Origin of the sequence: Peristeroidobacter soli (assembly GCF_004138485.1) — a bacterium.
In the GTDB taxonomy this organism is placed as follows: Bacteria; Pseudomonadota; Gammaproteobacteria; order Steroidobacterales; family Steroidobacteraceae; genus Steroidobacter; species Steroidobacter soli.
This window is the reverse complement of the sequence record NZ_RYEV01000005.1, coordinates 69,948-84,339: the sequence shown is the minus strand read 5'-3', so window position 1 is coordinate 84,339 and position 14,392 is coordinate 69,948. Positions and strand designations below refer to the sequence as shown.

General features: G+C 60.2%; 13 protein-coding genes. 2 read left to right on the top strand and 11 right to left on the bottom strand.

The annotated features are described in order from the left end of the window. Nucleotides 1-147 precede the first annotated feature (147 nt). The 9 genes from virB11 to EKO19_RS21840 all read right to left on the bottom strand — a co-directional run bounded on the left by virB11 (nucleotide 148) and on the right by EKO19_RS21840 (nucleotide 9,201). Nucleotides 148-1,137, bottom strand: a complete 990-nt coding sequence (virB11, locus tag EKO19_RS21880) for a P-type DNA transfer ATPase VirB11 (RefSeq protein WP_217705517.1) — start codon at nucleotides 1,135-1,137, stop codon at nucleotides 148-150. 79 nt (nucleotides 1,138-1,216) lie between these two features. Next, complete coding sequence (locus EKO19_RS21875) at nucleotides 1,217-2,521, bottom strand: TrbI/VirB10 family protein (protein WP_129778628.1); 1,305 nt, start codon at nucleotides 2,519-2,521, stop codon at nucleotides 1,217-1,219. Continuing rightward, on the bottom strand, nucleotides 2,518-3,354 hold the full coding sequence (locus tag EKO19_RS21870) for a TrbG/VirB9 family P-type conjugative transfer protein (protein ID WP_129778627.1): 837 nt from the start codon (nucleotides 3,352-3,354) through the stop codon (nucleotides 2,518-2,520). The genes EKO19_RS21875 and EKO19_RS21870 overlap by 4 nt, the downstream gene beginning before the upstream one ends. After that, nucleotides 3,351-4,088, bottom strand: a complete 738-nt coding sequence (locus EKO19_RS21865; RefSeq protein ID WP_129778626.1) for a VirB8 family type IV secretion system protein — start codon at nucleotides 4,086-4,088, stop codon at nucleotides 3,351-3,353. Before EKO19_RS21865 ends, EKO19_RS21870 begins: the two co-directional genes overlap by 4 nt. A 195-nt stretch (nucleotides 4,089-4,283) precedes the next feature. Beyond that, nucleotides 4,284-5,309, bottom strand: coding sequence for a TrbL/VirB6 family protein (locus EKO19_RS21860; protein WP_129778625.1), 1,026 nt, complete (start codon nucleotides 5,307-5,309; stop codon nucleotides 4,284-4,286). A gap of 24 nt (nucleotides 5,310-5,333) precedes the next feature. Next, a complete protein-coding gene (locus EKO19_RS21855; protein ID WP_129778624.1) occupies nucleotides 5,334-6,044 on the bottom strand; it encodes a type IV secretion system protein in 711 nt (236 codons plus the stop codon). Nucleotides 6,045-6,063: 19 nt separating this feature from the next. Beyond that, on the bottom strand, nucleotides 6,064-8,508 hold the full coding sequence (locus tag EKO19_RS21850; protein ID WP_129778623.1) for a VirB4 family type IV secretion/conjugal transfer ATPase: 2,445 nt from the start codon (nucleotides 8,506-8,508) through the stop codon (nucleotides 6,064-6,066). Nucleotides 8,509-8,517: 9 nt separating this feature from the next. Beyond that, complete coding sequence (locus EKO19_RS21845; protein ID WP_129778622.1) at nucleotides 8,518-8,880, bottom strand: VirB3 family type IV secretion system protein; 363 nt, start codon at nucleotides 8,878-8,880, stop codon at nucleotides 8,518-8,520. Nucleotides 8,881-8,892: 12 nt separating this feature from the next. Further along, nucleotides 8,893-9,201 carry a TrbC/VirB2 family protein gene (locus EKO19_RS21840; RefSeq protein ID WP_129778621.1) on the bottom strand — a complete coding sequence of 103 codons (309 nt, stop codon included), beginning with the start codon at nucleotides 9,199-9,201 and terminating at the stop codon, nucleotides 8,893-8,895. A 225-nt stretch (nucleotides 9,202-9,426) separates the two neighbouring features. Between EKO19_RS21840 and EKO19_RS21835 the strand changes: the two genes are divergently transcribed. After that, complete coding sequence (locus EKO19_RS21835; RefSeq protein ID WP_129778620.1) at nucleotides 9,427-9,708, top strand: hypothetical protein; 282 nt, start codon at nucleotides 9,427-9,429, stop codon at nucleotides 9,706-9,708. A gap of 263 nt (nucleotides 9,709-9,971) precedes the next feature. Here EKO19_RS21835 and EKO19_RS21830 read toward each other — a convergent pair whose 3' ends face one another. Together EKO19_RS21830 and EKO19_RS21825 are read right to left on the bottom strand one after the other, a co-directional pair. Beyond that, nucleotides 9,972-11,072 carry a FecR family protein gene (locus EKO19_RS21830; RefSeq protein ID WP_129778619.1) on the bottom strand — a complete coding sequence of 367 codons (1,101 nt, stop codon included), beginning with the start codon at nucleotides 11,070-11,072 and terminating at the stop codon, nucleotides 9,972-9,974. Then, on the bottom strand, nucleotides 11,059-11,613 hold the full coding sequence (locus EKO19_RS21825) for an RNA polymerase sigma factor (RefSeq protein WP_129778618.1): 555 nt from the start codon (nucleotides 11,611-11,613) through the stop codon (nucleotides 11,059-11,061). Before EKO19_RS21825 ends, EKO19_RS21830 begins: the two co-directional genes overlap by 14 nt. 136 nt (nucleotides 11,614-11,749) lie before the next feature. On the opposite strand from EKO19_RS21825, the gene EKO19_RS21820 reads away from it, so the two are divergent. Then, nucleotides 11,750-14,365 carry a TonB-dependent receptor gene (locus tag EKO19_RS21820; protein ID WP_129778617.1) on the top strand — a complete coding sequence of 872 codons (2,616 nt, stop codon included), beginning with the start codon at nucleotides 11,750-11,752 and terminating at the stop codon, nucleotides 14,363-14,365. Nucleotides 14,366-14,392: the final 27 nt, after the last annotated feature.

The following is a 14,392-nucleotide window of genomic DNA, read 5'->3' as shown; positions in this document are numbered from 1 at the left end:
TAGAGATATCTCGCCGTCGTCAGCGGCGTGGCATTGATCGGCGGTAAACCGAGAGACCACAGAAAGTAGTAGCCCGCGAGCCACTGCGCAATGACAACTCCAGCCGCCGCAGCTAGCAGCCCCCAGGTCGCGAGTGAGCTCGGGCGACTACGCGCGGTAGTCCTGACTGCGTTTCCGTGCTGGCTCATACCACACCTCCGAGATGTAACGATCTCCCCCACTTCGCCCGAATTGCACGACGACATCGACCAACTGATAGAGCAGTCGTTTGATGTCACCTGGCTCGAGCGCTGCACCGGCACGGCTCTGCTGGACCAGCAGCGTCAGTTGTTCAAAGGCCAATGTCGCGCTGGATGCGTGAATGCTCGTGATGGAACCAGGATGACCTGAGGCGACCGAGCGCACATAGTCCCAGGCTTCCTCGGCGCGCAGCTCCGCGAGCAGGATTCGATCGGGCCGCAGGCGTAAGGAACATTCGAGGAGCTGCTTCGGCGTGACCGACGCACCGCTCTGCCCGCCCTTCGAATAGAACAACCTCACATGATTCGGGTGACGGTCGAGCGTGAGCTCAGCGGCGTCTTCGATCGTGATCAGTCTCTCGTGCACGGAGATGTCGCTGATGAGCGCACGCGTGAACGTCGTCTTGCCAGTGCCCGTTGCACCTGAGACGACAATGTTCCGTCGCGTCTGGACGGCGAATCTCAGGAACTGTTCATAGTCGCGATCCGCGAGCAGACGCATCAGCGTCTCTTCGCTGCTGTCCAGAGAACCACACGCACTACGCGTGCGACGAAAGAGTCCCTGCGCGCCGAGTTCCTCGAGCGACCAGGTACTTGGTGGCGAGCGTCGAATCGCCATCGTGACTGTGCCGGACGCGACCGCCGGCGGCAAGACGATCTGGATACGCTCCCCGCCGGGCAGCGTCGCCGATAACAACGGCGCGTCCTCGGCAATTCGTTGGTGCGTCGCGTGCGCAACCAATTTGGCAAGGCGCATACACCAGTCAAACGTTGCGATCGGCAGGGCCTCGCGCCGCCAGCCGGACGACGATTCGACGAACAGTTCGCCAGGTCGATTGATACAAATTTCCGTGACGTCCGGTTGCGACAACCACGGCGCAAGCGGACGTAGCGTCATTGCGAGAGTCGTTTGAGTTTCTCGCGCACCGGGAGTAGCCGGCTCAGTTTGCCCGGCGTCACTGTTCAAGGCGATGACACTACTGCCGCGTGAGGCGAAGCTCATAGATCCTCCGAAAATCGACATCGCGTGCCGCCAGGATCTGGACGCGATCACCCTGGTGCACGAGGACGGTCGGTGGGATACCGATAGTCTGACGGAGCACGTCGGTGAGCACGCCGCTGGACGTCGAGGGTTGAACGAGAACAGAGCCGTTGCCCCGTTGAGATTGCGAGGCGGCCTGCACGGCGCCGTCGATGACGGACACCAGGATCGCGGCTCCGAAGCGCTCGACGAAATGCCGGTGCACGTAGCCAGGCAATCCGGAACGCCCGAGTGCGTCTGTGCCAGGCGATTCGAGCGGAACGACGATGCCGTTCGGCGTTCGTGCCTCACCCCATAGCACGAAGACGCGCGCATTGCCCTGACGAACTTCCCCACGGGTTTCACCGACAAGCGTGCTGCCACGTTCGATCAGCACGACACGACCGTCTGCACTGAAGGTGTCGGTCGCGGTCACGCAGGTAACAATGCCCTCGAGACTGGTATCGATTGCCGTGATCAACGTACAGTCGACCGCTGTGCCCTTGGACAATAAGAGGTGCCGCGACGGCAGTACGCGCGCCTCTGTCGCCGGCAACACACTGGGCGTAAGCGTATGTTCGAGTGTGGACCGCCCTGCCGTGACGGCGAGATCCCCTTCCTGGCCGACGTCAGCCGCCCGAGGCGTCGGCAAGACAGGTGCGCGGCCATCATCTGCAGCACGACTGCGCCCAATGAGTACAGCGCCGGTCAGTCTCCGATCGACCGATGCGGGATGAGCAGCGCCGTCTGGTGAGCCCGCAACCTCGTGACTGGTTTCTGTAGCGAATCCTTGAGCGGCCCTCCATCTCACACCACCAGGCATTGGCGGCGGCTCGCCCATGGCGTGTTCCATCCATGACGTCTCCGGTTCAACCGACGTGTCGGGCGGAACGACGCGGGGCGGTTGGATGGGGCCGAGCGGCGGCACAATCATCTCGGTCTGAGCACGCTCACGAGTGGCACGCTCCGCATTCGCTTGGACGCGCTCGCCCCGACCAAGCGCGTGTGAGTAGTACCACCCCAGAAATCCGAGTCCTATGACCGCCATCAATCCGATAGCGAGCGCGCTACTCACGCGGCTTTGCATGGAGCGGACGCGATTGACAGAGGGAATGCCGCGTTCGCCCGCTACTCCTACGCTCGACGCCGAACTCTGTTTTGAACGCCCCTGCTGCGCGTCGCTGCTCGGTGTCTCGGGCATCGCCGTAGGTTCGAGCTCGCTCGCGTCGTCGCTCCCCCCGTCATGGCGTGAGACGCTCATGGCTGCACCTGTCTCACGTCACGTACGACGTCGGGTGAGATCGTTCCGTTCGGCAGCCGCTCCCCACTACCCGCATATCCACGGTTGACGATGCATCCAACCAAGCGTCCTCGCCGCAGGATTAGCTGCGGCGCCAAGCGGTGGAGGACCACGTAGCCGTCCTCCACGCTGAAATTCGTGAGTGCTTCCGTGCCGTCCGAATGTCGCACAAACACGGCCGGGATCTCACTGCGAGACCCGAAGCGAATGCGGGTGTGGACCCCATCATCGGTCACCGACTCGGGCTTGAGCGCCGGATGACCGCAATACCAGTAATCGACATTCACACGTCGCGCGAGCGTAGACGATGCAGTCGACAGTGCCTGCTCCAGACGAGACACTTCGGACGCCGGCGCCGGTGGATACACAAAGCGCAACGAATAGATAGGCGGCGGCTCAACTTCGCGCCCGAGCATCGAAGGATCGGCGTGATAGTCGAACTGATAGCGACGGCGATCCGTCACCAGAATGAGGTTCGTGTCGATGCCAGACGCGCGCGGTTTCAGGAAGACATGGTGGTCTTGCACGTCCACCGCAATCGCCTCGCTGTCTCCAGCACCGATACCTCGGTATTGCTCCCCGGGTTCGAGCTCGATGTGAATGACATAGCCCACCGCGCCATTGAGGCGATAGACTTGATCGGCCACGTAAGACACAACGCGCACGCGACTATCGACCACACCCGGAAGGCGCTCCGCCTCGACTTCTCGTGCCGGCGGGACATCGGCGAACACAGTGCCGCTCACAATGCACAACCACCCAATGCGCATGATCTGGCCACGCATGTCGGTCATTCCTTTTCCACTGGATTGCGTGCCCCGCTCGCGGCCTCGCCGCGAGCGCCAGTGGATTCCGCTTCGGGGCGGTAGTCGATGATTCGAAGTCCAAGCGGATTCCAGCGGCGAACGCTCGGATCGACGGATGGCTTGGCATACGCGTACTGAATAGTCGCGATCCAGTACGTACGCTGTTCATCCGCGCCGTTGCCCCGACGCAATGCCTTCACGAATCGGACCTGCGCAAGGTCTGCGAGTCCAGAGCTGCGCGTAAAGAACGTAACGCTCTGGACGTCAGCGTGCAGTGTCGATCCGTCCTTGTAGGCATTCAGCGGTGACGCGGGATTCGCGGTTGCCCATGCCTCGGCCCACACTTGGTTGCGCTGCGCCGAGTTGAATGCGGCACACTCTTCGTAGTCACTCTCGGCCGTGGACCAGGAGAAGCGTTCGCAAACCGTGACGTAGTGAGTGAGTAGATAACGCGTGATGGTCTCGTCCAACGTTCCGCGTCCGTCGTACGGTGGAACGAAGTCGACAATGCCGCTACGCGAATCCACGCGCACCAGGAACGGCTCGACCGACTTGAGCGGCATCAACACCACCAACGCGGTCACGCAAGCCAGTAAACAGATGAGGCTCACGCCGGCAACGATCCACGCTGTTCGCGCGCGACGTTCGAGCTCGCCAGCACGATCACGATCCCAACTGGCAGCCTCCGCGTAGTAGTCGGCCAATGACGAATCAGTGCTCATCGCTCCGGCTCCTTCGGAACCCGCGGCTCGCGCCTCACCGGTTCGGCTATCACGGCCGGAACATTGATCGGAGACAGGCGTCGATCACAGTCGACAGGAACGGCCCGGTTGCCCGCGCACCCGACGAGCAACCCCGCCATTGCTGATGCTATTCCGGCCCTTGTACGATGCGATTTGACGATGTTCATTCTGAAATCACCCGCGTGCCGAAGGACTCACGGTGTTATCGCTCGCGAGCGCACGTAACGTCCGGCGGCCACCGCCGAGCACTGCGCGCCGTGCTTGAAAGCCCGCCATGCGCGATAACGGATCCCAGCGTGTGGTCTCTTTATCCAGCAGCGCACCGCGCGTAAATTGCCGTGCAGAATTGGAGGCGTGGCCCATCCCCCACGCGATGACGGCACTCATCGCACCGAAGCTCGAAAGCGCGACGCCGCTCGCAAGACCCGACGCCATCGGCATCACCTGCCGCATGATGAGTAGCGTCAATCCGGAGGCGAGCCCTACTCGCACGGCATCGACAATTTGAATCCCCGTGCCCACCGCGGCCACTTGGCGAGTCGTTGCGATGAGCATGGTGAGCATGACTGCCGCGACCATCACGGAGAGCAGCGCGATGAATGCGTAGTTCGCGAGCTGCGCGAGCCATGCTTCGAGAAAACGACGGGTGGCCTCAAAGAGTGCGAGTACGAGGAACATCGGGCCGATACTCAGCAGCACCGCCAGTGCGATATGCGACAACGAGAGTAAGAACATGGTGTACACCGCCGTCAGGCCGACCATCATGAAGACGATCATTCCAGCCATGTAATATGAGATATTTCCTCCGAAGATCGATCCCTTTGCGAGCAGCGATTGCGCCGCATCCGCACCCTGAAACATGACTTCGTCGGCAATGCCGACCGGATCGTTCGCACCGACTACCGCTGCGGCAAGCTGCGAGGGCGCGTCATAGAACGTATCGACGATCACGTCGTGATAGAGCCACAAACGCAGACTCACCCCGAGGATCAGGGCGAGAATGCCGATCCGCTTCAGTCCTTCGGTGAGCGGCTCCTCGATGCGCCCAGTCAGATGGAGAGCGCCCCAGACCATCACGTACAACACTGCCAACGTAGCCACCGCAGGCTCGAGTGTCGTGGCCACACGCACGACCGTTTGAGCGATGTAGTCAAGCAGCAGGTCGTTCAGCCAGGCATAGAACTGAGCGAAGAATCCCACGGTGACGCTCCTGTTATGAGTGAATTAGAAACGCAGCGGTGGCAACTGCCGCAACGAGCCGATGTCCGTGATCGCGCGCTCGAGCAAGCGCTGCCGCTGCGCTTCAGATTCCGCGTGAGCGGTCGCACGCAATACTTCGAGTTTGCTTTGCTCATTGGCGAGCATCGCTGCCTCAGCGCCGATGCGTGCCTGCAGATCGAGCACGGCTTTTTGGTCACCTGCTGTACCAATAAAATCGATGAGCTGTTCGATGCTCGCGAACCGGTGGCTGGTCTCTTGCAACGCCTGGCGTGCCAATCCCTGCATCAGTGCCGCGATGCGTCGCGAGGCTTCGATATCTGCACGCGCCGACGGAGAGAGTGCGGCGAGCTGCGTTGCAGATAGCACCGCATTCGTGCGGGTTGCCGCTTCGATCTCGGCAGCCAGTGCACTGTAAGCACCCTCGGTCCCCCGAGCGGCCGCCACTAACGTCGCCCAGTCCTGCGGCAAGTAGTTTCGGTTGGCTCCCCGCAAGAGGCGCTGCATGCCTCGAGAGCCGGTGATGGCAGTGTATTGAGCTCGCTGCTCAGCGAGCTGAGCGCGAGCCGTGCTCAGCTGCTGCTGCAGAGTCTGCAACTGCTCCACCAGTTGGGCGATCGCGCCGACATCGACCACCGCCCACTGCGCATGGGCGGCCGACAGCGACAACAACGACGTCGCCACGATTACTAAGAGTCGACTCAGAAGCGATCTCATATAATCTCCTGATGAGCGTTCAGGCTCCGATAGATCGGTACTGCGAAAGAAACAGGGGTAACCATGCCTCCGGCGCCGGGCCGTGGCGCTCGATCAACTCACGCATCAGCGTCCCGGTCGCCGCGCGTCCGGACAGCACGGCGAGTTCATCGGTGCATCCGCGTAGATCAAGCGAGCACACCACGCTGTGATGTCCCTGCTTGATGAGGCAGCTGCCCGGCCGCAGCTCGAACTTGACCAACAGGAACTCACGTTCGGTCAAGCTGCATCCCTCGGTATAGTCTTCGCGTGTGGCATCTGGATTCGGAAGAAACAATTTAGTCGCCGTCTGTTCGAGAATGGTTCGGGCGATCCGGCTGCCCAACACGTTGCTCGGGCTTTGTGCCGCGGCGACCAGCGCGGCATCCAACTTGCGATAGGTCTGCAGTCCGTTCTTGGCGAACTCGCTGAACGCCTCATCATCGAGTTGTCGGGAAAACTCATCCGCCCAACACACCACGCGTCCGTTGCCAACCAGACTGCGGACCAGATGGAATAGATACATCGTGATCGGCGTGCGTACGCGCACGTTGTCTAGGAAATCCGTGATGTCAAACCCCATCACTGCGTGGCCAGTCAGTCCTGGCAGAAATGCATCCTCGGGGTTGTCGAACACCCAGGCATCCTCTCCTGTATCGGCGCACCAGGAGGCGAGTCGTGCACAGATGCCCTCGGCGTCCGTGACATCCAGAAACTCGAGCACGCGCGATAAACGTCGCGTCGAGGGATCGAGCGCCATCACGCCGCGCAACGCGTGGTCCAGATCGCTCTCCTCGCGGGCCGAGAGAGGTCGATCGGGCCGCCTCACGAGCACGCGGAGCCACTGGCGAAGAAAGTCGATGTTGCCGGGCGTCGGTGAGAGCTGCAGCGGATTGAAACCGGTGGCCACGCCATTTCGCAGCGGTGCGTAAGAACCGCCCAGTGCGCGAATCAGGATCTCGAGGCCTCGATCTTTATCGATGACGATCTGTGTGGTGCGAAAGCGCGTGAGCATCGTCAATAGAAAGCCGATCCACACAGTCTTGCCAGAACCGGTTGGCCCGAGAATCAGCGTGTGGCCGATATCGCGTCGAGCGCCCCCGTCTGTAGCGCGTGGGTCGCTCGCGTGTAACGAGAAGTGGACCGGTGAACCTACCGGCGTCACGAGCAGCGCGGCAGCCTCGCCCCAGTGATTGCCCGTCGCCCGCCCTATCGGATAGTTGTCGAACGAAGCGAAGGCGGCAAAGTTGCGCGAACTCACCGGAGCCTTGCGGGGACGCATCGCGAAGTAGCCTGGCAGTTGCGACCACCACGCGGCTTCCATGCCGAGATCCTCGCGCGCCACGGCGAATTGCGTATCGACCAGCATCCCGGTCGCCATGGCGAGTCGATCATTCAGCGGCTTCAACCTACGCGCCACGTCCTTATCCGCCGTGTCAGCGTTCAGATCGGCCAACACTTGCAGCGACCAGTGATGGTCCCCCATTACCCACTCGCCGCCCGAGAGCTCATCGAGCGCCACATGCAGGGCATCCGCTTGCGAAATCGCAAAGTCACCGGCATTTCGCATCTGATTGTGCTGACGCACCAACAGCCCCTGAGCCGTTACGCGGCTCAGGAAGGTGAATGACTGAGTCAACAGGAATGGAAAAGGCGCTGCGAGAAGCGCATCGAACATCCCCGGACTCGTGGGCGACGCGTACTCACGGATACCGAGCATGCCGGCAACGCGCGTTGATGAAGGCATCCGATACTCGATCGCCTCGGCCCCGAAGATGGGACGCGTGGTGCCGAGCACCTCGTTTAACGGCGCTCTCGGCAGAGCGACAGGTCGAGGCTCGGTATCGAGCAACAGGGTGAAGAACTCGAGCAGTGTCGAGAATCGTCGGCCGTCGCGCTCGACCACTCCGAGCAGCTCCGGATCGTATGCCACCAAATGCTCCATTACTGTCCTTCGCAACTGCGCGCACTGGTCGAGGGAGTCCGTGAGCTCCAACGCCGAGCCATTGCCATGCGTTCGCTTGAGCAGGCGCGTCGCCAATCCGGTGGCGCGGCCCGCGGCAGGTCGATACACGAGCGAGACGTACAGCTCATTGCACATCAACCGGCCGCGCACGCGTCGTCGGTAGGCATCGAGCAGCTGCGCGGCAAATCCTGGCGGGAACTCGCCCGGGGGCTCGACGCTAACGGCCCGGCGGATCACATGCGTCCAGACCGCCAAGTGAGGACTCGCAATCGTGCGCCATAGTACGTTCAGGCGTTCGTGGCGAACGTTGAGATCCACATCGTCGGCAGTATCGAAACTCGCGCCGCTCAAGCGCATTGTTTGTACATAGTCGCCCGCCTCCGTGCGCACCACGTGGGGCGCGACATGGGCGGTGTACGGAATGCGATCGGCGAGGCCGGACTCCCGCTTCGCGCGCGCAATGGAGAGCAGATCATGCATATAGCGTCCTCACACGCAGACGTGCGGCACGCGCCGCCGCCGTCCTTTGCTACTGGGAAGGTCGAGCACGAGCGGGCTGTAGCTCGTGCCGTGCCAGTACCGCAGGGTTCCCATCAGCGCCGGCAAGCGCGTCCTCAGCCACAACGCCGCCAAGTCAAAGAAGCGGGAATCTCGCTCACAAAGGAGCGCGGCAATACCGTGCAATGGAATGGCAAGCAGCAACGTGAGCAAATTCTTGCTCAGCAGGAAGATCTCCATCGTGATCACCATCTCGCCGAGCAGCGCGAGATACGTCACGCCCCATCGCATCGGCGGCCTCGTCGCAGCGACAAACAATGGATCCAACGTGAGACCGGCATTCCGTTCGCTCATGATGGGTTATCCTCAGACACCGAAGAGGCCACGGATCCAGGCCACCACCTGAGGAGCACCGAAGATCACGGCCACCCCGACTAGCACCCCAATTGGCCAGCCCCAGGAGATCCGGCCGGTCGCCGCAACGATGCCGAGAACCATGATGAGAATGATGGCAATAGGAGTGGCGATCGCGACGATGTTGGTGACGAGGCTCTGCGCCCCGACGTGGAAGGGCGAGGTCTGCGCCCACACAGGTGGGGCCAGCAACAGCGCGCAACCGCATGCGACTGCGGGCAACGAAACGATACTTGGTGCGGCAAGATCGGAGCTGGTCATGACAATCTGCCTCCACTGAGTGCCGGCGACCGTCGGTCGCCTCGTGAGACAGCATCAAATCACCGGATCAACGCTTGCCGTGAGCAACGAAATTGCCGTGTTTGTTCAAAAATGTTCGGAATGGATGTACGGTTCAGGAACGATTCACCGGCGACGTGACACGCTGCGACCGGACGCAACAGGTTGCGACAGGAATGCGCACATCTCGACAGAGGAGCATGAGCGATGATCTCCGAACCGCACACTCGACCGATCCAATTGTCTTTAGTCGGCGTGAAGCTCGCGTGGCGAGCAGTATGCGTTCCGATCTATTTCGTGCTGGCGATTCTGGAACCTTTTATCGGCTTCTTGTTGGGCGCCCTCACCGTGCTTGGCGTGTTGACGGCGATCGGCGTGAAGCTGACGCTTCCGGATGCTCCCTTCTGGACGCTGCTTGCCACGGCGCTAGGATTCGGCGTACTCCTGGCCGTGTACTACCTGCTCATGCGCTTGTTTCGTCCCCAGTGAACGGAGCTGTAGAGTGACAGAGTGCGCCATTCTCGACCGCACTCTGCCATCAGCGTCGCGAACTACAATGGATACCAGGGTATCCCCTCGGGTTCCGGAAGATCCAAAAATTTGCTCTCCCGAGTCTCCATCGAGACCCTTCCTAACTTGATCATGCATAGCCTCCTTGCGATAACGTAGAACACTCCCCCTCCTGATTACCATCCGCCTGCAAGCCAAGCCTGTCAAGGCAAACAATGAACAACATCTCCAGTGGAGGCCTGTCATCGAGCATGCTCAGTCTCTGCTACGTGGAGCATGACAACATCTGGCGTCTCATCAGCCGCTAACCCGAATGCACGCTCCACGCTAGTGACCCAACCGCTTATGTTGCTAGTAGTCACCGTGCCAGTAATCGGAATATCGCCGATTTCCTCAGTCGCGAGCCGTATCGGCTTCGAGGCATAGCGATTCACATCTCGTACAGCATCACGCAGCGATTGCTTGTTGAAGGACAAGCGTCCCGATTGCCACGAGAGTATCGAAGCCAGGTCACTGACTGTAGCGGGAGCACCGATGCCCGCATGGTCCGCAGTGGCTTGCTCGCCTGCATTGAGATGCACACCGGTGCGTGGCGAGACCGCTGTCGAAAGTTTGGCCAGCTCCACGAGCACACGCCCCTCGGTTACGGTCACAATCGATCTGTCCTCGCGCTGGTTTACATTGAATGCCGTACCAACTGCGGTAACGGAGGCCGCTCCGGCCTGCACGATGAAGGGTCGCGAAGAATCTTTAGCGACCTGGAAGTACGCTTCACCTCGATCGAGTCTGACTACACGCTGCCGCTCGGAGAAGGCCACTGCAAGCCCCGTACTTCCCCCAAGCACCACAAGAGATCCGTCCGACAACGTCACCCTTCGGTTCTCGCCAACTGACGTATCGAGCACCTGCTCCGCGACCGTCGGCTCATTTTTGGCGGTCTCGATGTGCAACAGCGCACCTGCCAGAACAACTGCCGTCGACACCGCGGCAACAACACCGACAGCAACTCGGCGCCGATTTCGCGTGGCGTACCAATCACCGAGAGGTACCGCCGCGTCGTAGTGATCCGCGACGAGCTTGCCCGCATCCGGCTCAGGTGGAGCCGGCACCGCCTTCAGTGAAACTGAAAGCTCCTGGATTCGATCAAATGCCGCCGCGTGCCTGGCATCCCTCTGCATCCAGTCGAGCCAAGCTGATATCTCTTCCTGAGCCACATCGGGGACTTGCATTCGCATCAACCATTCTGTGGCCGCAAGATGTATAGGATCGGTCTCCGCGTCCTTCCACCAACGCCGCTTGGTCGAAGTCTTCGAACCGAAACTAAGCACGTTATCGCTTCGCATTGATGACCTCCTGGTCTATGCGCGCACGACAGTGCAACCAAGCTCGTTTGACGTACTTGCGCACCATGTCCTCGGACAAACCCATTCGCTCTGCAACCTGCTGGAAGTCCTCTCCCACTATTTGATTCAGCACAAATGCCAGTTGACACTTGGCCGGTAACGCCGAGATCAGGTGTTGCAACCTCAGCAGTGCCTGCTCCCCGGAAATTCTCCTCTCCGGCGTGCGGTTGTCCACGAGATCCGAGAAAACAGGCAATTCTTCGGCACGGCGTTCACGCAAACCGTCGCGTCGCCGGCGATCAATGGCAATATTGGCGGCGGTTTTGAACAGGTAGCTCTCCAGGGATTTGACCCCTCGCACATCGACACTCAAGAGTCGCACGTAAGCCTCCTGCGCCACCTCGCGCGCCTCCTGCCTCGAGAGCCAGCGGATCTCCAAAAAACCAATCAGCTGCTTATTGTATCGACGAAACAGGTCCTCCACGCGTGCGCGATGCTCTTCCGTCACCGCCTCTCGATGCACCGACTCCTGCACGTCCATTGCCCCTCTATCTAAGACGATCAACACCCTATAATTTTGAATCTATTTTGGCGACTCAATCGGTGTTCCAAAAATACGCCAACAGCCCGTCTGTATAGGTGCCAGAAGCACCAAACATGTATAGGAGATTACATATATGACGGTCAAGGATATATTGAAAGCCTGCATTCAGGTGGTAGCCATGCTACTTCTGTGTATTGGCCTCTTGATTCGAACAGCATTGGCACAGTCGCCGATGAATAGCGTCTTATCCTTTGAGATCTCTCCCCAACCGCTGCCGTCGGCATTGACACGGTACTCGGAGCAGTCAGGCGTGCAGGTTACGAGCTCGAGCAGACTTGTGGAGCAGAAGAAATCACAAGGCGTGATTGGACAACTCCCCGCCCGCGAAGCACTCGCCAAGCTCTTGGAGGGAACTACACTCAGCTTCGAAGTGATCGATGCTGGCTCTGTCGTGATCGTACCCGTGCGAGCCACTCTGAGCCCCCGGCCAGGCGAAAAGCGTCCTGTGAGCGACACGGGCAACGAGACTGCACAGGAGGAGCAGGAAGTGGTTGTCACAGGAAGTCATATCCGCAGAAATGTTATCGACCACGCGCTCACGCTCTCCTTTGATCGAATGGATTTTTCGAACGCCGGCTCCACGTCAACCCAGGAGTTTCTTCGCGCACTGCCTCAGAATTTTGCAGGCGGACGCAGCGAGGCCAGCGCAGCAGTAATGTCCTTTCGCAATGGCGGCAGAGACAATCTGACGCACGGAGCCGGAGTCAATCTCCGCGGGCTTGGCAATGAGGCGACACTCGTTCTGATCAATGGCAGACGCATGGCCGCCGGTGGGTCGGGAGGCTTCTATGATCTATCGACCATCCCGCTCAGCGCGATAGAGAGGATTGATATCGTTCCTGATGGAGCATCCGCGATCTACGGATCAGACGCGCTGGCCGGAGTCGTCAACATCATCCTCCGGGACAACATTGACGGCGCGGAAACGAGCCTACGCTATGGCACAGTGACCAGCGGAGACCTGAGCGACTGGTCCGTGAATCAGCTGTTTGGCAAGACATGGGAACGTGGATCGATCGTCTTGAACGCTGATTACGGCGAGCGCGATTCACTGGCAGCTTCGGACCGACCCTTTGCCCGTGGCCTCTGGGGCGGAAGGAATGATCTGCTGCCAGACGAGGAGCGATTGAGCGCCCTCGCGCGGGCTCACTATAGAATCCTCGATAGCTTGAGCGCATCCGTCGACATCTATGCGAACCGACGGGACTCGCATGTTCAGCACTTCCAGAGCTTCACTCAGAATCAACTGTCGTCAGACTCGGAAAGCGAATCGATCGCCGGCACCTTCGAGCTTGCATGGAGTCTCGCCAAGGATTGGAAAGTGGAGCTTGCCCACACATACAGCGATTCCGACAACGTGCGATCCAACCATCTCGGCAACGTCCAGCCACCTCACAATACGGTGAATTTGGAGCTGGCGGTCTCCGCCACAGAAATCAAGGCTGCGGGAATGGCGTTCGAGGCTCCGGGCGGCATGTCCCAGGTAGCTCTAGGAGTCGAGCGACGCGAGGAAAGCCTGGATCTCCGACGAGTCGATATTTCTGGCGCACCGGACACCTCCAATGGACTCAGCCGAAGTGTTGACGCTGCGTTTGTTGAACTCCACGTTCCCTTGATGACTAGGGAGAGCCGCAATCGCCTCGACGTTACTGCTGCTGTCCGATATGAAGATTACAGCGACGTGGGGGATACCGATACTGTTAAGGTTGGCGCGACGTGGGCGCCTTTGCCGAGCATCTCGCTCCACACGACGTGGGGAACGTCCTTTCGCGCGCCATACCTTCAGCAGTTCGATACGACATTCGGCACCGGCATTCTCCTCAACGCACCCAACCCCGCATCACCGACAGGCACGACTTTCCTTGCCATCGCTACACAAGCGCCGCATCCGGATCTTGGGCCCGAACATGCTACGACCTGGACGACCGGCTTCAGCATCAGACCTGACATGTTGCCGAGAACAAGAATCACGGCGACATACTTCCACATCGACTATAAGGACAGGATCGTGACGCCTGGGGTCACTAGCATGCCCTTCTCAGATCCGGCCCAGGTACCGCTGATCTCTGTGCCAGCGGACCCAGAAGTTCTCGAGTTCGTGCGTATAGCCCCGGTTGGCTCAAGTCGGAGCGGTCAGGACTTTGGCCGCGTGCAAGGAACGCTCGATGCCCGCACCCGCAATCAATCGAGGGCAAAGGTTTCGGGACTCGATCTCGTGCTTTCGCACGAACTTCAGACTGATGCGGGCGTTGTCAAGTCGAACATCGATGCAACTTACCTGCACTCCTTCGACACATGGGTGAACCGTTCTTCGCCGAGGGTGAGTATCCTCGATACTGTCTTCAATCCAGTAGCTCTCCGAGCCCGGGGACAGCTGACGTGGTCGCGTCCGGAATGGTCGATATCGGCTTCGATCAACTACGTCGACTCCTATAGAGACAATCAGACCACGTCGTCTCGTAGAGTTGCTTCGTGGAGCACCATCGACGCCAGCACCGCATACGTATTCAGAAGCACAACGGGACTGCTGCGCGGATTGACGCTGAAAGGCAGCGTCCTCAACGCGATGGACAAGGCTCCGCCGCGAATTGTCGATCGGCGCGGAGCATTCGGAGACCCTGGGTACGACACAGAGAACGCGAGCGCACTGGGCCGTTTCGTGGCCCTCCAGGTCATCAAGGACTGGTAGCAATCATCTCGCCCGCTGACAGAGGCA